The 25171-nt window shown below is 40.2% G+C and carries 26 protein-coding genes and 2 tRNA genes; 10 read left to right on the forward strand and 18 right to left on the reverse strand.

Annotated features, from left to right (window positions below):
• Positions 1-36: 36 nt before the first annotated feature.
• Positions 37-639, forward strand: a complete 603-nt coding sequence (gene wrbA, locus BUW93_RS06045; RefSeq protein WP_081210172.1) for an NAD(P)H:quinone oxidoreductase — start codon at positions 37-39, stop codon at positions 637-639.
• A 194-nt stretch (positions 640-833) separates the two neighbouring features.
• On the opposite strand, the gene BUW93_RS06050 is transcribed toward wrbA, so the two are convergent.
• From BUW93_RS06050 to recF, 4 genes are read right to left on the reverse strand one after another with little or no spacing between them, the layout of a single operon-like run.
• Positions 834-1406: a pseudouridine synthase gene (locus BUW93_RS06050; protein ID WP_081210174.1), complete on the reverse strand. Its 573-nt coding sequence runs from the start codon at positions 1404-1406 to the stop codon at positions 834-836.
• 11 nt (positions 1407-1417) lie between these two features.
• Complete coding sequence (locus tag BUW93_RS06055; protein ID WP_081210176.1) at positions 1418-1723, reverse strand: DUF721 domain-containing protein; 306 nt, start codon at positions 1721-1723, stop codon at positions 1418-1420.
• A complete protein-coding gene (locus BUW93_RS06060) occupies positions 1710-2144 on the reverse strand; it encodes a lipocalin family protein (protein WP_110688273.1) in 435 nt (144 codons plus the stop codon). The genes BUW93_RS06055 and BUW93_RS06060 overlap by 14 nt, the downstream gene beginning before the upstream one ends.
• The gene (gene recF, locus BUW93_RS06065) at positions 2141-3220 is read right to left on the reverse strand and encodes a DNA replication/repair protein RecF (protein WP_081210180.1); all 1080 of its coding nucleotides are present in this window, start codon (positions 3218-3220) and stop codon (positions 2141-2143) included. Before recF ends, BUW93_RS06060 begins: the two co-directional genes overlap by 4 nt.
• 147 nt (positions 3221-3367) lie before the next feature.
• Between recF and BUW93_RS06070 the strand changes: the two genes are divergently transcribed.
• The 7 genes from BUW93_RS06070 (at position 3368) to BUW93_RS06100 (ending at position 9577) form a co-directional block, all read left to right on the forward strand.
• A complete protein-coding gene (locus BUW93_RS06070) occupies positions 3368-4138 on the forward strand; it encodes a tetratricopeptide repeat protein (protein ID WP_081210182.1) in 771 nt (256 codons plus the stop codon).
• A gap of 4 nt (positions 4139-4142) precedes the next feature.
• Complete coding sequence (gene ribH, locus BUW93_RS06075; RefSeq protein ID WP_081210184.1) at positions 4143-4640, forward strand: 6,7-dimethyl-8-ribityllumazine synthase; 498 nt, start codon at positions 4143-4145, stop codon at positions 4638-4640.
• A 124-nt stretch (positions 4641-4764) separates the two neighbouring features.
• Positions 4765-5058, forward strand: coding sequence for a hypothetical protein (locus tag BUW93_RS06080; protein ID WP_110688276.1), 294 nt, complete (start codon positions 4765-4767; stop codon positions 5056-5058).
• Positions 5059-6900 (forward strand): DNA mismatch repair endonuclease MutL, encoded by a 1842-nt coding sequence (mutL, locus tag BUW93_RS06085; protein ID WP_081210186.1) that lies wholly within the window; start codon positions 5059-5061, stop codon positions 6898-6900. It begins immediately after the preceding gene.
• On the forward strand, positions 6901-7644 hold the full coding sequence (locus BUW93_RS06090; protein WP_081210188.1) for a rhomboid family intramembrane serine protease: 744 nt from the start codon (positions 6901-6903) through the stop codon (positions 7642-7644).
• Complete coding sequence (locus tag BUW93_RS06095) at positions 7644-8549, forward strand: rhomboid family intramembrane serine protease (RefSeq protein WP_081210190.1); 906 nt, start codon at positions 7644-7646, stop codon at positions 8547-8549. The genes BUW93_RS06090 and BUW93_RS06095 overlap by 1 nt, the downstream gene beginning before the upstream one ends.
• On the forward strand, positions 8549-9577 hold the full coding sequence (locus BUW93_RS06100; protein WP_081210192.1) for an endonuclease/exonuclease/phosphatase family protein: 1029 nt from the start codon (positions 8549-8551) through the stop codon (positions 9575-9577). The genes BUW93_RS06095 and BUW93_RS06100 overlap by 1 nt, the downstream gene beginning before the upstream one ends.
• On the opposite strand, the gene BUW93_RS06105 is transcribed toward BUW93_RS06100, so the two are convergent.
• From BUW93_RS06105 to BUW93_RS06160, 12 genes are all read right to left on the reverse strand, one after another.
• Entirely contained in the window at positions 9555-10217 is a 663-nt protein-coding gene (locus BUW93_RS06105) for a WbqC family protein (protein WP_081210194.1), read from the reverse strand. The genes BUW93_RS06100 and BUW93_RS06105 overlap by 23 nt on opposite strands.
• A gap of 1 nt (position 10218) precedes the next feature.
• On the reverse strand, positions 10219-11790 hold the full coding sequence (gene lepB / locus BUW93_RS06110) for a signal peptidase I (RefSeq protein WP_081210249.1): 1572 nt from the start codon (positions 11788-11790) through the stop codon (positions 10219-10221).
• A gap of 48 nt (positions 11791-11838) precedes the next feature.
• Positions 11839-12555: a 4-hydroxy-tetrahydrodipicolinate reductase gene (gene dapB / locus BUW93_RS06115; RefSeq protein ID WP_081210196.1), complete on the reverse strand. Its 717-nt coding sequence runs from the start codon at positions 12553-12555 to the stop codon at positions 11839-11841.
• A gap of 2 nt (positions 12556-12557) precedes the next feature.
• Complete coding sequence (locus BUW93_RS06120; RefSeq protein ID WP_110688274.1) at positions 12558-13145, reverse strand: DUF5683 domain-containing protein; 588 nt, start codon at positions 13143-13145, stop codon at positions 12558-12560.
• Entirely contained in the window at positions 13135-14040 is a 906-nt protein-coding gene (locus BUW93_RS06125; protein ID WP_081210200.1) for a ParB/RepB/Spo0J family partition protein, read from the reverse strand. Before BUW93_RS06125 ends, BUW93_RS06120 begins: the two co-directional genes overlap by 11 nt.
• Before the next feature lie 3 nt (positions 14041-14043).
• Entirely contained in the window at positions 14044-14808 is a 765-nt protein-coding gene (locus BUW93_RS06130; protein ID WP_081210202.1) for a ParA family protein, read from the reverse strand.
• Positions 14809-15028: 220 nt separating this feature from the next.
• Entirely contained in the window at positions 15029-15910 is an 882-nt protein-coding gene (locus BUW93_RS06135) for an SDR family oxidoreductase (protein ID WP_081210204.1), read from the reverse strand.
• A gap of 47 nt (positions 15911-15957) precedes the next feature.
• A complete protein-coding gene (scpA, locus tag BUW93_RS06140; RefSeq protein WP_081210206.1) occupies positions 15958-18081 on the reverse strand; it encodes a methylmalonyl-CoA mutase in 2124 nt (707 codons plus the stop codon).
• A gap of 12 nt (positions 18082-18093) precedes the next feature.
• Positions 18094-19494, reverse strand: coding sequence for a methylmalonyl-CoA mutase subunit beta (locus BUW93_RS06145; protein ID WP_081210208.1), 1401 nt, complete (start codon positions 19492-19494; stop codon positions 18094-18096).
• A gap of 26 nt (positions 19495-19520) precedes the next feature.
• Positions 19521-19835 carry an FtsB family cell division protein gene (locus BUW93_RS06150; RefSeq protein WP_081210210.1) on the reverse strand — a complete coding sequence of 105 codons (315 nt, stop codon included), beginning with the start codon at positions 19833-19835 and terminating at the stop codon, positions 19521-19523.
• 19 nt (positions 19836-19854) lie between these two features.
• On the reverse strand, positions 19855-20463 hold the full coding sequence (udk, locus tag BUW93_RS06155) for a uridine kinase (RefSeq protein ID WP_081210211.1): 609 nt from the start codon (positions 20461-20463) through the stop codon (positions 19855-19857).
• A gap of 82 nt (positions 20464-20545) precedes the next feature.
• Positions 20546-21742: a PQQ-dependent sugar dehydrogenase gene (locus BUW93_RS06160; protein WP_081210251.1), complete on the reverse strand. Its 1197-nt coding sequence runs from the start codon at positions 21740-21742 to the stop codon at positions 20546-20548.
• A 239-nt stretch (positions 21743-21981) separates the two neighbouring features.
• On the opposite strand from BUW93_RS06160, the gene BUW93_RS06165 reads away from it, so the two are divergent.
• Together BUW93_RS06165 and BUW93_RS06170 are read left to right on the forward strand one after the other, a co-directional pair.
• A tRNA-Pro gene (locus BUW93_RS06165) sits at positions 21982-22056 on the forward strand.
• A 448-nt stretch (positions 22057-22504) separates the two neighbouring features.
• Positions 22505-22578: transfer RNA gene (locus BUW93_RS06170), tRNA-Pro, on the forward strand.
• Positions 22579-23011: 433 nt separating this feature from the next.
• On the opposite strand, the gene BUW93_RS06175 is transcribed toward BUW93_RS06170, so the two are convergent.
• Positions 23012-23704, reverse strand: coding sequence for a fibronectin type III domain-containing protein (locus BUW93_RS06175; RefSeq protein ID WP_081210213.1), 693 nt, complete (start codon positions 23702-23704; stop codon positions 23012-23014).
• A partial coding sequence (locus tag BUW93_RS06180; RefSeq protein ID WP_157893291.1) for a T9SS type A sorting domain-containing protein occupies positions 23701-25171 on the reverse strand: 1471 nt, incomplete at its 5' end. The genes BUW93_RS06175 and BUW93_RS06180, both read right to left, overlap by 4 nt.

Below are 25171 nucleotides of genomic sequence, written 5' to 3' on the forward strand. Positions count from 1 at the left end.
TGAAGGGAAAAGATTAATCAACAAAAAGATGAAGCTATGAATAAAGTGAATTTAGCTGTGATTTATTACAGTGCAACAGGAACAAACCATCAACTCGCTAAATGGGCCGAAGAGGCGGCGAAAAACTCCGGCGCCGGCGAAGTAAGATTCAGGAAGATCAAAGAAACTGCACCTAAAGAGGCGATATCCCAGAATAAAGACTGGGAAAAACATGTGGAAGCTGCAAGAGATATTACCGAAGCCGGTTTAGACGATTTAGAGTGGGCCGATGCTATAATTTTTAGCACGCCTACCAGATATGGGAATTTACCCTCACAGCTGCAGCAGTTTTTCGATACCACCGGCGGACTTTGGTCTAAGGGGAAACTGGCGAATAAAATTGTAAGTGGAATGACCAGTGCCAGTAATCCTCATGGAGGTCAGGAGACAACTTTAATGTCTTTATATAAAACAATGATTCACTGGGGAGCTATAATTGTTGCCCCCGGTTATACCGATCAATGCTTATTTGAATCCGGAGGTAATCCTTATGGGCTTAGCGTAACAGCCGGTAAAGATTCATTAGACGATAAGATTAAAAATGCGGTTACGCACCAGGTGAAAAGAATGGTGGATATAGCCGGCAAAATGAAGTCCTAAAATTTTTTCTATTCAATAGTATTAGCAATGGGGGATAACCACTATCAGCCCTGGCCAGGATACTGCCAACCTAAATAGAAAAGATCCTGGAAATTGGATGGAAAAGGTTTTAAATATGTTCTGGTAATTGGAAAAATCGCAAAAAAGGATTTTGAATTTTTAGAAGAAAGGAGTGGTAAGGTGCTCCGAAGAACTCAGTAATCAAAATGATGGAGTTCAATTACCTGCCCGGTATCCATATTGCCGAGTTGTTCGTTTCCAACTCGTACTCTTACGAGCCTTAAAGTTGGGAAACCTACTGCCGCTGTCATTTTCTTCACCTGCCGGAATTTTCCTTCGGTAAGGCTTATAGATACCCAACTGGTGGGGCCGTGGCGCTCGTCTCTTATCTTTTTAGCACGCTGCGGAAAAACAGGTCTTTCCTCCAACTTGAAAGCTTCGCAGGGCAAAGTCTGATAATTTTTACCGTTAATACTTATTTCGACTCCCTCCCGCAACAGGTCTACAGCTACATCGGTCATCTCCCCGTCCACCTGTACATAATATTCTTTTTCAACCTTATTCCCGGTAATTTCTGCACTCACTTTGCCACTGGTAGTGAGCAGCAAAAGCCCTTCTGAATCCTGGTCCAAACGCCCTATTGACATCGTGCCTTCAGGAAAATCATAGAGGTCACCCAATAATTTTTTCTTTTTCCTTGGCCTCTCATTGGTGATAAACTGACTTAAATAACCGTAGGGTTTATAGATCTTAAAGTATCTGTGCAAAGTTGGAAAGTTTAGCGTAAAACCAGTTTTTTTACAAGCTCGCGGCCCAGTTCTTCGTTAAGCATCTTAATGATCCGGGCTTTTCCATAGCTTAATTCTTCCCTTAAAACAGAGGAACTCAACTGTACATATAAAGTTTCGTTTTGAAGTTTTATACCTGTGGTATATTTCTTAATGGCTGGACCCATTTCCCGGTTCCAAACATCTCTTACATTTACCTTATCAAGGCCGGGTTGGAGTTTATTCTTGTCTACAAAATCTTTTAGCACCTCGCTTATGCTTAAATTCTCATTATTTCTTCTATTATTCTTCTTCATCTTCTTTAGCAAATAATGGGGTGAATTTTTTATAATGGTAAATAATTCCATCCTTATTCAGGATACTCATTTTTTCTTCGTCTGCCTCCAGCAGTGTTTCTTTCCATTGGTCGAAAGGGGTCTTGTAATAAAGACGTAAGCTGTCGTCTTCAATTTTTATTCTAAGCTCCTCGGCCTTAGCACTGGTTTTATAACTACCGTCAAACTGAGGCTGTAATTTTTTCCTGAAACCAGTACTGTCTGTGATCTCGAAATAATCTATGTTCTCATTAATAGAGTATTTCCTTACCGAATCGCCCGGGAGTTCAGCTTTGTCGATTTCCCAATAGCCCTCAATGTATTTTACCTGCGCTTCAGGATCTTGCTTATTGCAGCTTAAAAGTACGATTCCGATAAGAGAATAAAGAATTATTTTATTCACAATTTGAAGATTTTATAGGTTTGATTACTGTTCTGGACAACTTTCTCGGTACGCTCGGCGTGGGTGTCACTAATAAATATCTGGCCTAATTCCTTTGTTGCCACCAGGGCTACAATATGGGCAACACGCTGTTCATCCAGTTTATCGAAAATATCATCCAGCAGTAAAATGGGATTTACTTTACTTATAGCTTTTATGAAATCGAATTGCGCTAATTTTAAGGCAACCAGAAAAGATTTTTGCTGGCCCTGCGAGCCAAACTTTTTGATGGGGTGACCTTCTATCTCAAAACTGAGATCATCTTTGTGGGTGCCTACACTGGTATATTGAAGTGCCATATCCTTCTGGAGATTTTCCTCCAGCAATGTGGATAAAGGATTTTCAAAAAGCTGACTCTTATAACTTATATCAACCTTTTCCTTATTTGCGGTAATATCATTATAGCGTTTATTAAAGATTGGAATAAACTCCTTGAGGAATTTTTTCCTTTTTTCGAATAAATACTGCCCTAGCTCGCTTAGCTGAAGATTGTACACTTCCAGGGTGTCGCGGTCAAAACTATGATTTGCCGCAAAATATTTCAGCAGGGAATTACGCTGGGCGATTATCTTGCCGTACGGAATTAATTTATTAAGATATAACTGGTCACTTTGGGAGATCACCCCGTCTATAAACTTTCTTCGGGTTTCACTACCTTCGATAATAAGGTCACGGTCGGCAGGGGAGATGATCACGGCTGGAATAAAACCAATATGGTCACTAAACTTCTCGTAAGGTTTATTATTCCGTTTAATCAGTTTTTTCTGCCCGCGTTTCGCACTTACTACAATTTGTTGGGTTTTATCAAGCTTTTCGAACTCTCCCTCAATCACAAAGAAGTCGGCATCGTGGTTGATATTCTGACTGGTGATGGGGTTGAAATAGCTTTTTCCGAAAGCAAGGTGATAAATGCTGTCTAAAACGTTGGTTTTACCAACTCCGTTATGACCAACCAGACAATTTATTTTTTCATCGAACTCAAATGTGGCCGAATCGAGGTTCTTATAATGAAGAAGATTAAGATGTTTAAGTTGCATAAAACTCTGAGGTTCAGCCGGGTGATTTCTGTTAAAATTTTCTTTACAAAACTAAGCGAATGACCCGAAAATATTAAAAAAATACAAATATTTTCTCTTTTAATTTTCAATAAAAATCCTATTTTTGCGACGCATTAAACAGATTTTATGGCAACTTACAAGAAAAAGGGATATAAACCATCTAATAAGGAAGAACGCAAACAAAAGGTTGAAGACGAATCTACAACCGCTGAAGTATTTAATACCCTTGATGAAGGTGCCTCGAAGACTGAAACCTGGGTAGCCGATAATCAAAAGTATATCTACATTATTGTAGGTGTAGCTATTGTGGCTGTTTTAGGATATCTTGGCTGGCAACGTTTTATTCAGGAACCTAAAGAAGCTGAGGCAGCAAATGAAATGGCTCAGGCTCAGAATTATTTTGCAAATGCCATGAACAGTGCCGGAGCAGATCGTGATTCGCTCTACACTTTGTCGCTAAACGGGGGCGAAGGGAAATATGGTTTTCTTGATATTATAGAGAATTACGGCGGTACAGATGCAGCTAATCTTGCAAGATACAATGCCGGATTTGCATATCTACATACTGGAAAATATCAGGAAGCTATAGATTATCTGGAAGATTTTAAAAGCGATGACGAAATTCTGGCGGCTTTGGCTGTAGGAGGAATTGGCGATGCTTTTATGCAACTCGAGCAACCCGAAGAGGCTTTAGATTATTATGATAAAGCAGCTTCCATGCGTTCTAATGACTTTACTACTCCTAAATTTTTATTGAAAGCGGCTATAACTGCGCTTGAGATAGGGGAGAGTAATGAAGCAGAAGATTACCTTACCAAATTAAGAGATGAATATCCAGAAAGCCCTGAGGCCGATCAGGTTCCGGTGTATTTAGGACAGGCTCAGGCTAATAACTAATTATATGGCTACTGAAGGAAAGAATCTTTCAACTTACGATAAAGACACAATCCCAAACGCGGAAGACTTCCGGTTTGGGATTGTTGTTTCAGAATGGAATGATAATATCACCGAAGCCCTTTATAAAGGGGCCTATGAGGCTTTAATTGAAAATGGGGTTGACCCCAAGAAAATTGCCCGTTGGAATGTGCCCGGCAGTTTTGAACTTATTTACGGCTGTAAAAAAATGCAGGAAAGCTTCGATATGCTGGATGCCATTATCGCCATAGGAAGTGTAATTCAGGGCGAAACAAAACATTTCGATTTTGTATGCCAGGGTGTCACACAGGGCATAAAAGACCTCAATGTTCAAAATGATACTCCCATAATTTTTTGTGTACTTACCGATGATAATATGCAGCAGTCTATAGACCGTAGCGGTGGAAAACACGGGAATAAAGGTACAGAAGCTGCTATTGCTGCCATTAAAATGGCACAACTTCGCAAGGACGCCAGGTTCTAGATTTTTTTATAAGCCCGGGAACTTATTGGGTCGGCACTATTATTGTGTTAATCTTTAAGACGCTCAGCTTCGGAATTTCGGAGCTTTTTGAGTAAATTTGATTTCTATTATAAAGCAGCCTGTTTTGAAGATTGGATTGAATAAAATTAAAAAGAATACCCGTTATAATTACACTCCCCGTTATTATAAAGGAAAGGATACCGGTAATATTTATAAATTTGATTCTAAGTTTCATAAATATAAGGATACCACCAATGCCATAGATTTTGGTTCTCATTGGGCCGATGCACGTAAATCCAGCCGTAACCGTGGAAATCGGGAAATCAACACCCGGGTATTAATCATTATCGCAATCCTGCTGCTTATCTTCCTGTGGATAATAGATTTTGATTTGTCCATCTTTTCGAATGCTCGCTAAATGAGTGATATAATTCAACTTTTACCAGACCATGTTGCCAACCAGATTGCTGCCGGGGAAGTGGTGCAGCGCCCTGCTTCTGTAATTAAAGAATTGCTGGAAAACGCCATCGATGCACAAGCCACGCGAATTCAGGTGGTTATCAAGGATGCCGGGAAAACCCAGATTCAGGTTGTAGATAATGGGTTGGGGATGAGCCTTACAGATGCGAGAATGAGCTTTGAACGTCATGCGACTTCAAAAATTAAATCGGCTGAAGATCTGTTTAGCCTTACCACAAAAGGATTTAGAGGGGAGGCCCTCGCTTCTATCGCTGCTATTGCTCACGTAGAGTTAAAGACAAAAGATAAGGAAAGCGAAGTGGGAACCTTTATAAAAATTGAAGGTAGTGAAGTTACTTCTCAGGAAGCCTGCGTGACCCCACAGGGAACCTCCATAAGCGTGAAAAACCTTTTTTATAATATTCCCGCTCGTCGTAATTTTCTGAAATCGGATGCGGTGGAAACCCGGCATATTATCGATGAATTTCAACGGGTAGCCCTTGCTCATCCGCAAATAGCTTTTGACCTTTTTCATAATGGCAGCGAGTTGTTTAAATTGCCAGAAACCAATTTCAGACAACGAATCACCAATATATTTGGAGGCAAGACCAACGAGAAACTTGTGCCGGTTACCGAGGAAACCGAGCTGGTCGAGATTTCGGGTTTTGTAGGTAAACCGGAGTTTGCAAAGAAAAGCCGTGGAGAGCAATTCTTTTTTGTAAATACCCGCTTCATTAAAAGCCCTTATCTCAATCATGCGGTAACAGCCGCTTTTGATGGCTTGCTTAAAGAAAAGTCTTATCCCAGTTATTTTTTATACCTGAAGGTAGACCCCCGAAGTATCGATATCAATATACATCCTACCAAGACCGAGATCAAATTTGATGACGAGCACGCGCTTTATGCTATCTTGAGAAGTGCCATTAAGCATAGCCTTGGCCAGTTTAATGTGGCGCCCGTACTGGATTTTGAGCGCGATGCCAACCTGGACACACCTTATAATTATAAAAATAAAGAAGCCAGCGTTCCCGGGGTGGAAGTAGACAGGAATTTTAATCCTTTCCAGGAGGATTCGGGGAGAAATAATCCTGGGGTCTTCAAAAAAGAGCCGGCTGCCCGGTGGGAAAGTCTGTATTCAGGAATGCAGGATGAGCCTGTAAACAAAGAAGAAATAAATCAAATCGAATTTGAAAGCGAAGAGGTTACCGGAAGTTTATTTGATTCTTCGGAAGCAGAACCGGAAAAATCTACATTTCAGCTTCAGAAAAAATATATAGTAAGCACTTTAAAAAGCGGAATTCTGGTTATTGATCAGCACCGGGCCCATACCCGAATTTTGTATGAGGAATTGCTGAAAAATATTACAGTTTCAGCCGCGGTGAGTCAGCAATTATTATTTCCGCTGAAATTGCAGTTTTCATCCCATGAGATGGAAATGCTTGGGGAAATTAAGGAATCGCTGGAACAAACCGGATTTGTATTTTCATCTCTGGAAAGGGATTCCGTAGAAATATCCGGAATACCTCCATTGATTTCTGAGAGTGAGGTAGAAATGTTGTTGGAGCAACTGCTTTCAGATTTAGAAAATGAAGTGCCCGATAATGGCTTTTCTCAAACCGATTTGCTGGCAAGATCGCTGGCTAAAGGAATGGCGGTAAAATCGGGGATGCTGCTGAACAATACCGAGCAACAACATATCGTTAACCGTTTGTTTGCCTGTAAGGAACCAAGCCTGAGCCCATCTAACAGATCGGTTTTTGTGACCCTTACGGTGGATGAACTGGACAAAAAATTTATGTAAATGGGAAGAATTACAGAAACGGTTAAGGTACTTTTAATTATCAACATTATATTTTTTGTTGGAAGCCAGTTTTTGGGAGATTATGCCTATCAACTCTTCTCCTTATGGTTTGTTGAAAATGAAAACTTCAGGTTCTGGCAGGTTCTGTCTCATATGTTTATGCACGGTGGTCTTACCCATATTTTATTTAATATGTATGCACTCTGGGCTTTTGGAGGCCCCATAGAGCAAATGCTGGGACAGAAAAAATTTCTGTTCTTTTACTTTTCAGCTGGGTTAGGAGCTGCATTATTGCATACCTTAGTGAATTACTTTGAGTACCAGACCGGGTATAATGCTCTTCTTGATGCCGGAATGACGATGGGAGAAGTAGAAACTATGTTGAAAACCGGGGAATATTCTACGGCGATCCTTGAATCGGTTTCTAAAGAAACGCTTCAGGATCTTTATGTGAGTTTTAATACACCGGCTGTAGGAGCCTCCGGGGCTATTTATGGAATTCTGGTCGCCTTTGGAATGATGTTCCCTAATGTGCAGTTATTTCTGCTGTTTGTGCCTGTACCCATTAAAGCCAAATATTTTATACCGGCATTAATCGGGATTGACCTTTTCTCCGGGTTTACCGGATATTCTATATTTGGTGGAGGAATTGCGCATTTTGCCCACGTAGGTGGTGCCCTGTTCGGCTTTATAATGATGTGGTACTGGAAGAAAAACCAGTTTAATCAAAATCGTTGGGATTAATGAAAGCTTCAGATAAATTTAAATATAAACTGCAAACCGCCACGGTAGTTGAAAAGCTTATCGCAGTAAATGTACTGGTGTTTGTATTAATATACCTCTTCAGGACCATAGCTTTCTTGTTCCAGTTTCCTTCCAACTTTTTTATGGAGTGGTTTGTCTTTCCCAAAGAACCCGGGGAATTTATTTTTAAACCCTGGAGTATTATAACCTATGCGTTTTTGCATAGTGGAATTTGGCATATCCTTTCTAATATGCTTATTCTTTATTTCTCCGGAATCTATTTTCTGAATTACTTTTCTCCTAAACGTCTTCTTAATTATTTCTTTCTTGGAGTAATCGTGGGCGCTTTGGTGTATATGCTTAGCTATAATCTTTTTCCCGCATTCGCGGCTACCGGCAGGTCTTATCTCCTGGGAGCTTCTGCAGGGGTTATGGCTGTTTTAGTAGGTATAGCAAGCTATATTCCTAATATGCGTGTAAGATTGATGCTTTTGGGAAGTATAAAATTTTGGTATATCGCAGCATTTCTTGTTTTGTTGGATGTTATTCAAATTCCAATGGGAAATGCTGGAGGGCATCTTGCGCACCTGGGTGGAGCATTACTGGGTTATGTCTATACTACCCAACTTCAGAAAGGAAATGATATTGGTTCCTGGTTTGAAAAGATTATGGATAGCTTTGCATCTATGTTCTCTTCTTCGCCAAAAAAAGCAAAAATGAAAACCGTTTACCGCAAAGAAAAAGCTACTTCCACTGGAAAGAGGCGCAGCACTTCTTCCCGAATGAACAAGAACGAAAAGCAAAAGCGTATAGATAATATTCTCGATAAGATTAGCACAAGTGGATACGACAGTCTTAGCAAAGAGGAAAAGGACTTTTTGTTTAAAGCCGGAAAAGAAGATTGATGAAAAAGCTCAGTTTTTTAGATAAAATAGTCTTTATTTTAAATTCCCTTGCGGCCACGGCTTTGTTGTTATCGTATTTGCTTCCGTTTATCCCGCCAAAGTCATTTCCATTACTTTCTGTGCTAAGTTTAGGTGTACCGGTATTGATAATTTTAAATATTGTATTCCTGATTTTTTGGATACTAAAATTTAAAAGACAATTCCTGCTCTCTTTAATCGTGCTACTACTGGGTTTCAATTATGTGACCGGTTTATACCAGTTTTCTGCAGAAGAAGGTGAGAGAAATGACGATCAGCTGTCGGTGATGAGTTATAATGTGCGCATGTTTAATGCCTACAACTGGGTAGATGAGGATGATATTCCCGAGAAGATTACTGGTTTCGTGAATAAGCAAGCGCCAGATATTCTGGCGATGCAGGAGTATTATGTAGGGGCTTCAGGACTTCGTCGGGATTACCCATACTATTATATTAAATTAAAGAATAAAAACGACGAGTTTGGTTCTGCGATATTTTCAAAATACCCTATTATTAATAGATATTCCCTCGATTTTCCACAGCAGGGAAACAATAATGCCACCTATGTGGATATCGTAATAGAAAAAGATACACTTCGCGTTTTTAACGTTCATTTTCAATCCCTGAATATTAAACCTCAAATTGATGAACTTCAGAAAGAGGATTCCAGAAAACTCCTGGGGAGAATTGGCGCCGGATTTGCCATGCAGCAGGAACAGGCCGAAATGTTGATAGAAGAAGTAAATAACTCGCCATATAAAACCCTTATCATAGGAGATTTTAATAATACGATCTTCTCCTATATTTATGAGAAAATAAATCCTGAGAAACGATTTCAGGATGCTTTTCTTGAGGCGGGCTCAGGTTTTGGAGAGACTTTTAAGTTGAGTTATTTCCCGCTCAGGATCGACTTCTTATTAATTGAAGATGCTATAGAGATCCAGTCTTACGAACGATTTAAGGTAGAATATTCAGATCACTACCCGATCATGACCAGGCTTCAGCTTTAAACTCCTGATTTTCGAGGTACTCCAGGCTGTTAGGCCCTTCATTAAACAGCAAATCCAAAATGCTTAAATTCGGGAGGAATCCATGCTTGTTTTCAAAAACCTGGTTATATCTGTCATGCTGGAATCCAGTTTTCTGTTTTGCATTTATCAATGACCGGAGATCTGTAATATTTTCTGGTCTTCTTATATATTCTGAAGTTTTGCTGAAATCTGATTCCAACTGAATCGATTCGGTAATAAACTCAAGACAGGCATAATTAAAATCGATTAGGAATTTAAAGTGCTTGTGATAGAGGGGATGTAACTCATCTTCGTAAAACTCAAAGAAAGGCGAGGTCTGGTACGAAGATTTGAGAGCCCGCCAATGCTGTTTCTGCCACTCGAATTCATTCTCGATCTGCACTTCTTTATACAGCTGATGTTTCCCGGAAATTTTTGGTTCTCCCGTAAGCGCAGAGCGATGTTTGATAGGGATATTCAGCAGTAATTTCCCATTAGAATCATAAATGTACATCCGGTTCCTAAAAGTTTGTTTTTGGTAATTGTCTTCGTTTTCAAAAACTACCTTTTCAGCTTTCGCTAATGCTACAAATTGTGAAATGGGCCCAAAATAGGCAGGATGTAACAAAACCTCTTTCATCCTAAGAATTTTCCCTTCGTTTTTTAAAATAATTAAAGGCGAATATAAGTACTAAAAGAATCAGGAAGTAGGGGAGGTAGGAAACAGGAGTACCATCTCCTTTTACCGTAGTAAAAACCCGATCCCAACGTATTTTATTTATTATTCCGTTGGCATTGGCATCCCAACTCATCCAGATAAATACAGGCTTACCTACCACATGATTCTCCGGTACATAACCCCAGGAACGACTATCCTCACTGTTGTGTCGATTGTCTCCCATCATCCAGTAGTAATCCTGCTTAAAGGTATAGGAGTCTGCTGGTTTTCCATTTATTAAAACCTGGGTGCCGTTGAGGCTTATTTTTTTTGGTTTGCCCATCTCCAAACCTTCGTAGGTCTCAATTATTTGCCTGTAGAAAGGCATGGACTGTGCAGTTAACTCAACTTTGTCACCCTTCTTCGGAATATATATAGGTCCAAAATTATCGTTGTTCCAGGGTAATTTTCCATTATTAGGAAAGATCCCTTTTGAGGCTGTGCTCGAGGTATCGATATAGCGCTGGATAAACTCTACGTTAGGATGATTCCGTAGACGGTTATAGGTATCCTCGGTTAGCGCCCTGAAGAAAAATTCGTTATTATTAGGATTGTAATAAAAGCCATCGGTAATATCATATTCTTCATATAGGAATCGGGGATCAAAACCCTGCCCCTTGGTTTTTCCTGAATAAGAGAACTGAGTTCTGGCCCGGTCGGGTAACTCAAGAACTTTATTGTTCACATAAAGTTCTCCGTTTTCTATGTGGAGGGAATCACCGGGAAGTCCGACCGCTCGTTTCACATAATTGGATTTTTTATCTATCGGTTTGTCATATCGTTCCCCGGAACGATCAAAAAATTGTTTAACCGTATCAACCGGCCAGTTGAAAACCACAATATCATTTCTTTTTATCTCCTGAAAACCGGGCAAACGGGTGTAAGGGATCTGTGGGTTATTGAGATAGGATTTTGTCCCAAGGATCGGAATGGTATCGTGCACCATTGGAAAAGCCACTGCTGTTTTTGGTAATCGAGCTCCGTAATGAAACTTACTTACAAACAGGAAATCGCCTACCAGCAAGGTTTTTTCAAGGGAAGAGGTAGGGATAGTAAATGGTTGCATTACGTAAGAGTGGACAATGGTAGCGGCGATAACCGCAAACAAAATCGAACTCACCCATTCTCCCGTAGCTGTTCTGGGTTTAAGGCTGCGGTCTTCAATGTATTTAACATCAGTAGCATAATTGATGTAGTAAATATAAAAGCCTAAGCTAAGGATTACCAGGAAGGTGTCTGTAGTGCTATGACGTCCAAAGCTTCTTATGGTTTCCACCCAGATAACGGGGAACATTATAAGGTTAACAATAGGGATAAAAAGCAGAATAACCCACCACCAGGGCCGGTTTATAATTTTCATTAGAATAACTGCATTATATACAGGAATTGCTGCTTCCCAGGGCTGCCTTCCCGCTTTTTTATATAATTTCCAGGTTCCTAAAAAATGGATTACCTGTACAAGCAGGAAAAACAAAAACCATTGCGTAAATGTCATAATGAAATGTTTTGCTTTGTTAGAGCCCTCGGGGCCCAATTTGTTACATTATTTTAAAATTTCGGATAGAACATCCTGCATTCTGTAAATGCCTTCTTTCCCTTTTATCCATTCCGCGGCAATAAGCGCGCCTTTTGCAAATCCCTGTCTGGAATGGGCGGTGTGCTTGATCTCAATTGAATCTATTTCAGATTTATAAGATACGGTATGGGTTCCCGGCACATTGGCTTCACGCTTTGCGTAAATGGGAATCTCATCATTTTCAGCGTGATCCAGTTGCCAGGCTATTTTGTTAGGATTATTGGCAATAATTTGCTGAGCCAGGCTAATAGCAGTGCCACTTGGGGCATCAAGTTTCTGGACGTGATGTATTTCTTCAACCTCTACCGAATATTCCTTAAGGTTTTTCATCATTTCAGCCAGTTTTTCATTGAGTTCGAAAAACAAATTAACCCCAATGCTAAAATTGGAAGCATATAAAAAAGCTGTGTCGTGTTTTTCACAAATTTCCACTGCTTTATCATAATGGTCTAGCCAACCGGTAGTTCCACTCACAACCGGAATTCCCAGTTCGAAGCAGGTGGTGATATTTTTAAAAGCGGCTTTGGGAACGCTAAAATCTATAGCTACATCGGCATCGAGATTGGTGAGATCATAACTTTCTATATCTTCATCTACTTTCAAGGTGATTTTGTGGCCTCGTTCCAGAGCAATTTCTTCAATGGTTTTACCCATTTTTCCATAACCTAATAACGCTATTTTCATAATCAAAAATTATAATTTAAGGAAAGTCCATAACGTGTCTTTCCTGAAAATTCATCAAAATTCATATTTGGCTGGAGCGTAAGGTCTTCGCTAACATTAAATTGTTGAAGATGGGCCTCTACATTGGCGTCAATAATATTAAGGGCGTAAATCCCGGCAATTACAAGAATGGAAATTTCCTTATTCCTGCGGTAAAAACGTTGTGCTCTTATGAGGCCGTCGTCAGTAATTCTGCCCTGAAACTCATCAACCCTGCCTGCAAGCCTGTCTTTATAGGCATCGCGATAACGATTAAATTCCTTATCGTTGTTTATGTAAAAATAAACTCCAATTCCCAGCCCACCATAAGCGATAGGGATTTTCCAGTAGCTTCCGTTGTATGCCTGCCCAAGCCCAGGTAAAATAGCCGAGTAAAATGCGGCACGGGATGGGGCAAGGGCGTCATAGGGTTTGTAGTCCTTTTCTTTTTTTTCTTCAACCACCGGTAATTCCCCCGCGGGTGGAGTATCCACCATCAGGCTATCCTGGGAGAATCCCTGGAAAGAAAAAAAAATCAGCATTACTGCTGTGAAAAGGTATTTACTCTTCACCCTGGATGAGTTTTTTGATTCTGTTGAAGTCTTCTTCCGATTTAAAAGGAATGCTTAGTTTCCCGCTTCCTTTCCTGGTTAATTTCACATCCACTTTTGTTCCCAGGTATTCAGAAAATTCCTTGATCCCTTTTTTATAGGTTTTAGGAACACTGGTAGTGGCCTTACTGCCTTTTTTCTCTTTGCTTCCGGTATTATTTTCCCTTACCAATTGTTCGGTTTCTCTTACAGAAAGCGATTTCTGAAGGATTTTTTCATAAATATCCAATTGTTTCTGCGGATCGTCTACGTTGATAAGCGCACGCCCATGGCCCATACTCAGGAAACCGTCACGCATTCCCGTTTGAATGATGGGGTCTAGCTTCAGCAAACGAAGGTAGTTTGCAATAGTGGAACGGTTTTTACCAACCCGCTCGCTAAGTTGTTCCTGGGTGAGATTAATCTCATCTATAAGTCGCTGGTAAGACAGGGAGATCTCAATGGGATCCAGATCCTGGCGCTGAATGTTTTCTACCAAAGCCATCTCCAGGGATTCCTGGTCGTTAGCGATCCTGATATAAGCAGGGATAGTCTTTAGTCCAACAATTTTTGAAGCTCTGAATCTGCGTTCTCCTGAAACCAGCTGGTACTTGTTGAAATCTAGTTTTCTAACTGTAATTGGCTGGATCACTCCCAATTCGTTGATGGAGGAAGCGAGCTCTTTAAGCGCATCTTCATTGAAACTGGTTCGTGGCTGAAATGGATTTACCTCGATGGCCTCCAATTCAAGTTCCACTATATGGCCTACCAGTTTATCAGCGTTCTTGTCTTCTGCAGATTGTATATCGTTTTGCGGATCTTTCAGTAAAGCCGAAAGTCCTCTTCCTAAAGCTTGTTTCTTGGTAGCCTTCGCCATCTTCTATGAGTTTTTCTTTATAATTTCATGGGCCAGGCTTAAATAATTGCTGGCTCCTTTACTGCCTGCATCATAGTTAATGATGCTCTCCCCGTAGCTGGGGGCTTCACTTAAACGAACATTCCTTTGAATGATTGTATCAAAAACCATTTCTCCAAAATGTTTCTGAACCTCTTCTACCACCTGGTTTGATAATCTCAACCTGGAATCGTACATAGTAAGCAAGAGGCCTTCAATATCAAGTTTATTATTGTGGATTTTTTGAACACTTTTAATGGTATTGAGCAGTTTTCCGAGTCCTTCCAGGGCAAAATATTCACACTGGATCGGAATCACGACAGAGTCTGCCGCGGTTAAGGCGTTCAGGGTTAATAAGCCCAGCGATGGAGCACAATCAATGAGTATATAATCGTATTTCTCCTTAAGCGGGCTTATCGCTTTTTTGAGCATAGACTCCCTATTTTCCTGGTCTACCAGCTCAATTTCTATCGCTACCAGGTCTATATGGGCAGGAATAATATCCAGGTTGGGGGAGCTGGTTTCCATGATCGCCTCTTCAGCAGGAATAGAATGCTCCAGTAACTGGTAGGTACCTAACTCTACTTCTTCTACGTTAATTCCGAGTCCTGAAGTAGCATTCGCCTGCGGGTCGGCGTCAATTAGTAAAACTTTCTTTTCAAGTACTCCAAGTGAGGCCGCAAGGTTCACCGAAGTTGTGGTTTTTCCCACGCCGCCTTTCTGGTTGGCAATAGCAATGATTTTACCCATTAATTCCGTTCAATTTTTAAAAGGTAAAAATACAATTTATTATAGGTTTATGAAATCATTTTGTTAACAGCTTGTACATATTGTAAAGACTGATGTTTCAAGGCTTTTTGCTGTTTCATTCCTCTAAAAAACATCCAAAATGTTAAGAATTGGGTAAATGAAAAAACCGAAGCTTTCTCCTCCGGTTTTCCCCTTATTTAAAAAATTATGGAATTGGAGCTTAGCTACCTTTCCTGGCTTTAATCATTGCTTCCAGTTGATCCCATAGGTCTTCGGGAATTGCTTCCAATAGGTTAAATTGTCCTGCGCCTTTCAGCCATTCGCCGCCGTCTATGGTAATCACTTCTCCGTTAACATATGCCGAAAAATCGGAAACCAGATACGCGGCAAGGTTTGCCAATTCCTGATGCTCACCAACCCGTTTCAAAGGTACCTTTTTAGAAAGGTCAAATTTTTCTTTCAGGTCTCCAGGTAATAAACGATCCCAGGCACCTTTTGTTGGAAACGGGCCGGGCGCTATTGCATTAAATCTAATCCCGTATTTTGCCCATTCTACCGCCAGGGAACGTGTCATCGCCAGGACCCCGGCTTTTGCGGTAGCGCTGGGCACGACATAGGCCGAACCTGTCCAGGCATAAGTAGTCACGATATTTAGAACGGTTTTGTCTTTTTCTTGTTTGTCTATCCAGTGTTTCCCGAAAGCCAGGGTACAGTTTTTACTTCCCTTTAAAACAATATCAATTATGGTATCGAAAGCATTGGCACTTAGTCGCTCGGTAGGGGAGATGAAGTTTCCGGCGGCGTTGTTTAATAAAATATCAACGTTACCAAATTCCTTAAGCACCGCATCGCGCATCGCTTTAACTTCATCATAATTTCTTACGTCACATTGTACTGCAAAACATTTACCCCCGGTTTCTTCTTCCAGTTCTTTCGCTGTATTTTGGAGCTTATCCAGGTTCCGGGAAGTTATGGCGACTTTCGCTCCCAGTTCCATGAAATATTTGGTCATCGCTTTTCCCAGGCCGCTACCCCCTCCTGTGACCACAATGTTTTTTCCTTTTAAGGCATCGTCACGAAGCATCTTTTGTGTGTAGTTCATTTTTTCAAAATTTATTCCCTAAGATCGGGATTTTTCTTGGTTTTAGTCTATTCCTCTATCAGGATCTCGAGCAATTTTATTGCCGCCTCGCTGATTTTAGTGCCGGGCCCAAAAACAGCCACGGCTCCGGCATCAAAAAGAAATTTATAATCCTGCGAAGGAATTACTCCACCTACGATCACCATAATATCATCGCGCCCAAGGGCTTTTAATTCTTCGATCACCTGCGGCACAAGGGTTTTATGGCCGGCTGCCTGTGATGATATTCCCAGGATGTGAACATCGTTCTCTACGGCTTGTTTTGCCGCTTCCCGGGGCGTTTGAAATAATGGGCCTATGTCTACATCAAAGCCGAGGTCGGCATATCCCGTGGCCACAACCTTTGCGCCACGGTCGTGCCCATCCTGGCCCATCTTCGCGATCATAATACGTGGACGTCGTCCATCCTGTTCAGCGAATTGATCAGCCATTTCTCTGGCCTTCTTAAAGGAAGTATCGTCTTTCATTTCTTTGGAATATACCCCGCTAAAGGATTGAATTTTTGCTTTATAGCGACCGTAGACTTTCTCGAGGGCATCGCTTATTTCACCCAGGCTAGCCCGGTTTCTGGCTGCTTCTACGGCTAAAGCTAATAAATTTCCGTTTTCTTCCCTGGCTGCGTTGGTAAGATTTTCGAGAGAAGCTTTCACTTTTTCACTATTCCTTTCAGCTCTTATCTTTTCCAGCCTTTCGACCTGTTGTTTTCTTACCGTTTGATTATCCACTTCCAGGGTAACCAATTCATCTTCTTTTTCTCGTCGGTATTTGTTTACACCCACAATAATGTCGGTCCCGCTGTCTATCCTGGCCTGTTTTCTTGCCGCAGCTTCCTCGATTCTCAATTTGGGTATTCCTGCTTCAATGGCTTTGGTCATTCCGCCAAGCTCTTCAACCTCTTCAATTAATTTCCAGGCTTTTTGAGCGATCTCTTCGGTAAGTTTTTCTACATAAAAACTCCCGGCCCATGGGTCTACAGTTTTAGTGATTCCTGTTTCCTCCTGAAGATGTAACTGCGTGTTTCTTGCTATTCTTGCTGAAAAATCTGTAGGCAGAGCAATTGCTTCGTCCAGGGCATTGGTGTGTAAGCTTTGAGTTCCACCAAAAGCTGCAGCAGCAGCTTCAATGCAGGTACGAGCAACATTGTTGAAAGGATCCTGTTCTGTTAAGCTCCAACCACTGGTTTGGCTATGAGTTCTAAGAGAAAGGGATTTAGGATTTTTAGGATTGAATTGTTTGACCAGTTTTGCCCACAGCATCCTTCCTGCCCGCATCTTAGCGATCTCCATAAAATGGTTCATCCCTACAGCCCAGAAAAAGGATAAGCGTGGTGCAAAAGTGTCTATTTCCATCCCGGCTTTTAGGCCCTCTCTAATATATTCAAGTCCGTCTGCTAAGGTATAAGCCAACTCAATGTCGTTGGTAGCACCGGCCTCCTGCATATGATAACCCGAAATACTAATACTGTTGAACCTTGGCATATTCTTCGAAGAATATTCAAAAATATCAGAAATAATCTTCATCGATGGAGCAGGGGGATAGATGTAGGTGTTTCGCACCATAAACTCTTTCAGAATATCATTCTGAATAGTTCCCGAAAGCTGTTCAGGTTTCACGCCCTGTTCTTCCGCAGCGACGATATAAAAGGCCATAATGGGTAAAACAGCCCCGTTCATCGTCATTGAGACCGACATTTTATCAAGTGGGATCTGGTCGAAAAGGATTTTCATATCTTCAACCGAATCTATAGCGACCCCGGTTTTTCCAACATCTCCAACCACGCGCTCATGGTCGCTGTCGTAACCGCGGTGAGTGGGTAGATCAAAAGCCACAGAGAGACCTTTCTGTCCTGCAGCCAGATTTCTACGGTAAAAGGCATTGCTCTCTTCAGCAGTTGAAAAACCGGCGTATTGCCTGATGGTCCAGGGGCGGGAGACATACATCGTGCTGTAAGGCCCACGAAGATAAGGCGGAATTCCAGCGGCAAAATTGAGATGATCGGCCTTTTTTAGATCCTCTTTGGAATAGGTTTGTTTAAGGTTGATACCTTCGGGAGTTTTATAGGGTTTTGAGTTCTGGATCTCCTCTTTATTGGGTGTTGCTAACTTTATATGTTGAAGATTTTTTCTTGACATTTCCGGTAGATTTTAATTTTCTGCAGATTCCTTTTCCAATCTTTCCTGTTCCGATTTTTCGCTCAATCGGCGCTCCAGGATGGGTTCCAGTAGGGTTTTGCGCTTGTTTTTCTTCAGAAATGGGTATAATTCTAACTCCTCCTGCATCCTGTCATTCAAATTCTCAAATTTATTTGTCCCGATAAGGGTCAATTCTCCATCATCAAATTGCTTTTGTTCTTTTTTGGCGCTTTCCTTTATTTTCTTCTGAATAATCCCGGCTTTCAATTGCTTTAGGAATCCGCCGCCCATCTCGATTTCTTTGAAGATTTCCAGGGCTTTTTCAGCAAATTGGCGGGTTAAACTTTCAATATAGTAAGTGCCTTCAGCTGCGTTACTAACTTTACTCAGATAGGCTTCGTGTTTCAGGATTAATAACTGATTCCGGGCTATGCGCTCTCCAAAATCGTTGTTTTTGTGATAAATAGCGTCATAAGGCGAATTGTAAATAGTATTGGCTCCGCCAAGAACGGCACTCATACTTTCGGTAGTGGTGCGCAACAAATTCACATTATAATCATAAAGCGTCTTATTGCGTTTGGTGGGTTGGGCCAGGATGTGAGATTTTTCCGAAAAATCATATTCTTTCGCCAGACTTGAATATAACCAGCGCAGCGCTCTTATTTTCGCAATTTCAAAGAAATAATCAGGTCCCGAAGCCACTATGAACTGTGGCAGAAACTTCGTTTTATTATTTTTTTCTTTTCCTGAAGACTGATCTATATGGTTCAGGTATTCATTTACGTGAGCCATGGCATAAGCCAGTTGCTGCGGAATATTAGCACCGGCATTTTGGTACAGGTCGGTGTTTATGCTTATAACAGAGGAAAAATCTTCAGATTTGGAAAAGATTTGATCTAAAATGCTATGATCTTCTTTTAGGTTAAAGAACCAGTTTCCCGAGCGGGCCAACTTCCCGATAATATCTGTTTGTAGGTAAACCTGATTTTCCTTAGCCTCCAGATACTTTCGCAAACGATTGAAAAAGTCTTCAGATAAAAATTCAGGTTTTAGGTAAACGGCTGTGGTTTTAAGGTTGATTTCTTCCAATAATTCTTCTATGGAAATCTCTTCTGTTGGTATTTCAAACCAGAGGCTTTCAGCACCTTTTTTTAAAGCATGAAGTGCTTTTTTGTTGGCAACCTCTGCAGAACTCACATAAATCTTTTCACAAATATTCCAATGAGTAGGAGATTCCAGGTGAACAGCCTCACTTATATCTTCAGTAGTATAAAAAGGCTTTACCGATATTCCATCGAGGGAATTAAAGATGAGTTTTTCGTTATAATCGGCACCTTTTAGGTCGAATTGTATCTTTTGTTTCCATTGCTTTGCAGAAACCTCTTCGAATTCCTGAAATAATGATTCTTTCATTTTAAAGATTTTTGGTTTTGGGTACCTTAATCTATCGTGTCGTATTCTATGATATAGATATCCTCATCGGCACGTTTCATAAAGTATTTTTGGCGTGCGAATTTTTCGAGCTCCACCGAGTCCTGTAGTTGTTCGATAACAGCTTTATCTTTGGCGATCTCGTTGCGGTAATAGTTTTTATTTTCTTCCAGCTCATTGAGCTCCTGGTTGAGTTCATTATGAATAAACCAGGAATTGCTATCCAGAAAGATCATCCAACCTGCAAAAATAAGGCTCAACAGCACGTATTTGTTGCTAAGAAATCTAAACCAGGATTTTTTTCGCAGTTCTTTTAATTTCATACTGGATAAAGATACAAAATTAGGTCAAGCGGTCCTTGATTATGGTTTGCACAATATCAACAGCCACGGTATTATAACGGTTGGTGGGAATGATAATATCAGCGAATTCTTTGGTAGGTTCTATAAACTGTTGGTGCATAGGTTTAAGAGTGGTCTGGTAACGCCATAGCACTTCATCCAGATCCCTGCTGCGCTCATTAATATCACGTTTTAACCTGCGGATAAGGCGTTCATCACTATCGGCATGAACATAGATCTTAATGTCGAACATTTTCCTGATCTCGGGATTGGTGAGGATTAAGATACCCTCCACAATTACTACCTTTCGGGGTTCGGTTTTAACCGTTTCGCTGGTGCGGTTATGTTCTTTAAAAGAATAAACAGGCTGATATATAGTTTTGCCCGCTTTTAGTTCCTGAAGATGCTGTACCAGTAATTCAAAATCTATAGACTGCGGATGATCAAAATTCGTTTTCACCCTTTCTTCCATATTCAGGTGGCTAAGGTCCTGGTAGTAATGATCCTGGGAGATCACATCTACTTCTTCATTTTTTAATTCCTCAATGATCTGGTTTACAACGGTGGTTTTCCCGCTTCCTGTGCCGCCGGCGATTCCTATGATTAGCATCTAAAATAGTTTGGGGCAAATTTAATTATTTGCCCCAAACCCTGAAATTCTTTAAATGCCTATTTATAACTAATTCTTCTAATTAATTTGAAGCATCTTCTTTTGGCAATAACTTCACAATTCCGGTGCCTTCAATAGCAGCATAGATAAAGCCATCTGGCCCCTCGCGCACATCACGAAGTCTTCCCACGCCATCCAAAAGTTTTGTTCTTTTACCAACTTTTGTTCCGTCTAGTTCAAGATGTTCGAGATATTGAAATTTTAAAGACCCCACCAATAAATCACCTTTTAAGTCAGGGTATTTATCTGAAGTAACATAAACAAATCCACTTGGAGCTATAGATGGAAGCCAATAAAAAATGGGGTCTTCAAAATCAGGTCCGCCGGTTTGTTCGGTGATAATGGAATCATCGTAATTAATGCCGTAAGTCACCGTTGGCCAACCATAATTTAGTCCCTTTTGTACAATGTTGATCTCATCTCCACCTTGTGGGCCGTGTTCGTGAAGCCAAACTTCCCCGGTTTCAGGATGATAGATCATCCCCTGCGGATTGCGGTGGCCATAGGAGAATATAGCTTCTTTAGCATTTTCTTCTCCCACAAATGGATTGTCTTCAGGAATACTTCCATCAAGATTTAAGCGGTATACTTTTCCGCCATCCCGGGTTATATCCTGTGGATTCTCATCACGATTTCCACGGTCGCCTACAGTGAAATACAAATGCCCGGCTTCATCAAAAACAATTCTCGAACCAAAATGCTGGCCTTTGGTGGTATTCGGTTCCGCCTTGTAAAGATCTTCTATATCGGTAAGTTGATTATTGTTGAGTTTAGCTCTAACCAATTTAGTGTTTCCGCCATCGCCTTCTCCTTCTTCAGAAGAAAAAGTCAGGTAGATCCAGCCGGTTGTTTTATAATCGGGGTGAAGGGCTACTTCCAGCAAACCACCCTGACCCTGGGTATAAACATCTGGAACTCCTGATATAGATTGCTTCTTACCATCTTTAAAATGGAAAAGCTCTCCGCTTTTTTCGGTAACGAGCATACTTTCATCTGGTAAGAAGGTAAAACTCCATGGAATATTAAGTCCGGAAACCACTACTTCGTGTTCGTAATCTGTCTCAGGGGTTCCTGCCTCTGGTTGTTCTTCAAGACCTTCCCTGGTTGAAACTTCTTGTTCCTCAGTTTCCGTTTTTGTAGCCTTTTCTGAAGATTTTTGATTCTCCCCACAAGCCGAAAGGGCAAGAATCATACTTAGGGATAATAATACTCGTTTCATATCAATAGTTTTGGTGATTAGATAATTTGACTGCTCCAATAAATTGAATTAACTAAGATATAAAAAATCTAAAGTTCTTGTTGCTATCCCAAAGGAATTATTATATTTGCAGCCGCTTAACGGCAGAAGTTCTTTTTTAAAATTCAGTTTCAAGAAATTTAAAGGAAGGTGGTTTCTGATTTTCCCGAGAAAGTAACCTTGAACATTGAAACATTGAACTACAGCGCAAGCTGTAATCGCGGGGTGTAGCGTAGCCCGGTTATCGCGCCTGCTTTGGGAGCAGGAGGCCGCAGGTTCGAATCCTGCCACCCCGACAAAGAAAAGCCCTGCACGGAATGTGTGGGGCTTTTTTGTTGCTCCAGGGCGAAAGCTTGCTTTCTAGCCGCAGAAGCAACAAAAAAGACCAGGCAGGCGTTAGCCTGTGGGCTTTTCTTTATCACTTCCTCTTTTAGGATCACCGACCGGAGGGAGGTAATCCTTAAATTGTTTTCAAAGAAACTTGCTCACCAGTCGAATAATCAACAATTACTCCAGGCTAATTTTTTAGGGGAAGTTTTAATTCCCCCTGTTTGAATGGTTTAGATTTTTAGTGCTTAAAAAAAATAACATTCTCTTTGAAAATTGGAGGGAAGCCGTTTAATTTGCAAAACATTATTGGGATGTGGTCCTTCGTCTTTGCTCAGGACAGGCTGCCCCAAAAGCTTTACGGGTATTTTAATATCCAAAAGTCTTAAAAACTGAAATTGAGCCTTAATTATTAATCGGGATGTGGCGCAGTCTGGTAGCGTATACGCCTGGGGGGCGTGGGGTCGCAGGTTCAAATCCTGTCATCCCGACAAGCACAAAAAGTGATGCGAAAGCATCACTTTTCTTGTTTTTGAAACCCGCTCAAAGGCACTTTGAAAGCGGGGAGCAAAAACAAGAAAAGTTGCAGGCACTGGCAGTACTTTTTGTATTTCCAGGACCGGATGTAATTAGGATTATCTAAATCCTGTTATGCAAGTTCCCTTTGAATGCGGGGAGCATAAACAAGATGCGGGCACAGGCCTGCAGTACTTAAATCTTCCTCCGGTTTTACCATAGCGTATACAAGCTAGTTACGGGTTTCGATATCGCATGTTGGCGGGGTAGGGGACGCTCCCGATAGCTATCGGAATGGTGGCTTAGACCCGGTTTGTTGGTCAAGTTAATTATTTTCTTTCTAAGGCTGCCGTCTATTTGCGATGAATCGGCTTAAGTTTAATTTCTCTAAATTAGAACTTTCATAATTCATTGAGTTTTAAAGCTCCAGAATTGTCCAATAGTTACTCCACTATTTCCATCTTTTACTTTTATACGCCAATAGTAGGTTGTGCCAGGACTTAGATTAATGATTGAATAGTAATTTTCTTCCAGGTTTTCCTCAATCAATACAGGGGATGAATTAGTTCCAAAATATAGATCGTATCGTAAGATATCTTCATCTTCATCTGTTGACTCCCATTGAAGTTCAACTTCTAATTCTGCAATTACAGAATTGTTATCAGGGGTAACTAACTGAGGAACGGAGGGTAGGGAATTAGAGGTTTGCTCTGCCTCGGTATAAAAGCTTCGGGTTGAAGAATAAGTACTGTAATTATTTTTATCATCTTTTGCCCTAACTCTCCAATAAAAATTTTTTCCTTTCGGAACCTCTATATTTATAGTTAAATTAGAAATTTCAGTTTCAAAATACATCTCAGTAAAATCACTATCCTCAGCTAGTTCAAATAGATATGAAACTTCATCCCCTTCCGGATCTGTAGAAGAAGACCATTTGAAATTAAGATCATTTGTGCTACAATATAAATCATTCTCAGGAAGTGAGAGTGAGGGACTACTAGGTGCTTCGTTTTGAGATATTATTTCGTCGGTACCATCAGAATCTCCTGAACAAGAGGTTAAAAGAATTAGACTGAAGAAGAAAATAATTATATTTTTCATTTCTTATAAAATTTAAGGATTCGGGGGGTTTCTAATTTTAAAATAACGTAATAAACACCTGTGCTAAAATCTTCAACTTGAAGTGTTATAGTCTTATTTTTGACTGTTTTTTTATCTGAATAAAAAAGTTGACCAGAATTGTTATATATAGAAACTGGGACCTGAGAAAAACGTGTTTCGGGGATGCTTATATTAATATAGGAACTAGTAGGATTTGGATAAGCAAATACAGATGTAGTGTTCTCGATATTAAAAAGTAATGTTCCTTCACATAACTTATTTGATGTAATTTCAAGTATTCCTTCCTTACCCGTATTTATTGTGAAAGTAGAAGAATTATAAATACCTAACACTTCTCCATTAAGTGTAGCTAAAAAAGGACCTGTTCCTTTTTCAATATTAACTTTCACAAAAACCTCTTTAAATTGATTTTGCGATTGTATTCTGCCTTCTAATTCGCCACCTGGTTTGATTATAGACTCAAAACATTGTTCAAAATCGGGGTTAGATTCTGTAGTTATACAAAAAGAATAATGCTCAGCAGGAAGATCTTCGAGAAGCAATCTTTGAGTGAACTTATAATTTTCACCATTTATCGATACAGAAAATTCGTTCTCTTCTGAAGTTTCAATAAGAATAATTCCATTATTCTTTCCTGCACATGTTTCATGACTAACTTTTATTGAAAATATATCTGTATCAATTTCATTTTCTAAATCGAATCCTGTTTCACTTCTGTAGATTTTGCCATTAGAGCCAGCAGTAAAAATGTGTTCATTAGTTAACTCAATAGACCTGGTTCCATAATGGATGGTAAGAAATTTCCAATTTTCTCCTCCATCTTCAGTTTTATAAATTTTTCCCTCCTCGTCTACAATAAACCCTATATCTTCCGTATAAAATTTAACTAGCTCATAATACTCGTATGGAATAGAAAGTTCCTTCCAGGTGGCGCCGCCATCATCAGTTTTTTGTATTAAGGCGTTGTCTCCAATAATATAACCTATATTTTCATCTATAAAATGAAATGAATTTATGTCTTGATCAACCTCTAGTATATAATCCCATGTATTGCCACCGTCTATTGTTTTATATAAGCGCCCACCAAAATATCCTATTCGGTTACCATATCCAACCTGGGTATTTAGAAATTGAATATTTCCAAATTCAGTATCTAATACCTTATTCCAAGTATTACCGCCATCAACGGTTTTCATAACTTTTTTACGGTTATATCCGCCCGATATAAATCCAATATCTTCATTAATAAAATAAATCGAACTTAAACCTTCATCAACAGTTATTTCTAGTTTATTCCAGGTTATTCCACCATTAGTAGTTTTAAAAACATCTGAAGTTCCTCCCCCAATAGAATATCCTGTATTTTCATCTACAAAGAAGAAACCGCTGCCATATAAATAGTGGTTTACTGTGCTAACATAAGTCCAATTATCACCATGGTCATTT

It is taken from the genome of Salegentibacter sediminis (assembly GCF_002078605.1).
Taxonomy (GTDB): domain Bacteria; phylum Bacteroidota; class Bacteroidia; order Flavobacteriales; family Flavobacteriaceae; genus Salegentibacter; species Salegentibacter sediminis.

What these genes read in the sequence shown, in the direction of transcription:
- BUW93_RS06095 (WP_081210190.1), top strand. Translation starts at nt 7,644, where the DNA reads ATGAAAGCTTCAGATAAATTTAAATATAAACTGCAAACCGCCACGGTA.
- BUW93_RS06070 (WP_081210182.1), top strand. Translation starts at nt 3,368, where the DNA reads ATGGCAACTTACAAGAAAAAGGGATATAAACCATCTAATAAGGAAGAA.
- BUW93_RS06105 (WP_081210194.1), bottom strand. Translation starts at nt 10,217, where the DNA reads ATGAAAGAGGTTTTGTTACATCCTGCCTATTTTGGGCCCATTTCACAA.
- lepB (WP_081210249.1), bottom strand. Translation starts at nt 11,790, where the DNA reads ATGACATTTACGCAATGGTTTTTGTTTTTCCTGCTTGTACAGGTAATC.
- scpA (WP_081210206.1), bottom strand. Translation starts at nt 18,081, where the DNA reads ATGTCAAGAAAAAATCTTCAACATATAAAGTTAGCAACACCCAATAAA.
- recF (WP_081210180.1), bottom strand. Translation starts at nt 3,220, where the DNA reads ATGCAACTTAAACATCTTAATCTTCTTCATTATAAGAACCTCGATTCG.
- wrbA (WP_081210172.1), top strand. Translation starts at nt 37, where the DNA reads ATGAATAAAGTGAATTTAGCTGTGATTTATTACAGTGCAACAGGAACA.
- mutL (WP_081210186.1), top strand. Translation starts at nt 5,059, where the DNA reads ATGAGTGATATAATTCAACTTTTACCAGACCATGTTGCCAACCAGATT.
- ribH (WP_081210184.1), top strand. Translation starts at nt 4,143, where the DNA reads ATGGCTACTGAAGGAAAGAATCTTTCAACTTACGATAAAGACACAATC.
- dapB (WP_081210196.1), bottom strand. Translation starts at nt 12,555, where the DNA reads ATGAAAATAGCGTTATTAGGTTATGGAAAAATGGGTAAAACCATTGAA.
- BUW93_RS06130 (WP_081210202.1), bottom strand. Translation starts at nt 14,808, where the DNA reads ATGGGTAAAATCATTGCTATTGCCAACCAGAAAGGCGGCGTGGGAAAA.
- BUW93_RS06150 (WP_081210210.1), bottom strand. Translation starts at nt 19,835, where the DNA reads ATGAAATTAAAAGAACTGCGAAAAAAATCCTGGTTTAGATTTCTTAGC.
- BUW93_RS06175 (WP_081210213.1), bottom strand. Translation starts at nt 23,704, where the DNA reads ATGAAAAATATAATTATTTTCTTCTTCAGTCTAATTCTTTTAACCTCT.
- BUW93_RS06100 (WP_081210192.1), top strand. Translation starts at nt 8,549, where the DNA reads ATGAAAAAGCTCAGTTTTTTAGATAAAATAGTCTTTATTTTAAATTCC.
- BUW93_RS06125 (WP_081210200.1), bottom strand. Translation starts at nt 14,040, where the DNA reads ATGGCGAAGGCTACCAAGAAACAAGCTTTAGGAAGAGGACTTTCGGCT.
- BUW93_RS06145 (WP_081210208.1), bottom strand. Translation starts at nt 19,494, where the DNA reads ATGAAAGAATCATTATTTCAGGAATTCGAAGAGGTTTCTGCAAAGCAA.
- BUW93_RS06090 (WP_081210188.1), top strand. Translation starts at nt 6,901, where the DNA reads ATGGGAAGAATTACAGAAACGGTTAAGGTACTTTTAATTATCAACATT.
- BUW93_RS06135 (WP_081210204.1), bottom strand. Translation starts at nt 15,910, where the DNA reads ATGAACTACACACAAAAGATGCTTCGTGACGATGCCTTAAAAGGAAAA.
- BUW93_RS06160 (WP_081210251.1), bottom strand. Translation starts at nt 21,742, where the DNA reads ATGAAACGAGTATTATTATCCCTAAGTATGATTCTTGCCCTTTCGGCT.
- BUW93_RS06055 (WP_081210176.1), bottom strand. Translation starts at nt 1,723, where the DNA reads ATGAAGAAGAATAATAGAAGAAATAATGAGAATTTAAGCATAAGCGAG.
- udk (WP_081210211.1), bottom strand. Translation starts at nt 20,463, where the DNA reads ATGCTAATCATAGGAATCGCCGGCGGCACAGGAAGCGGGAAAACCACC.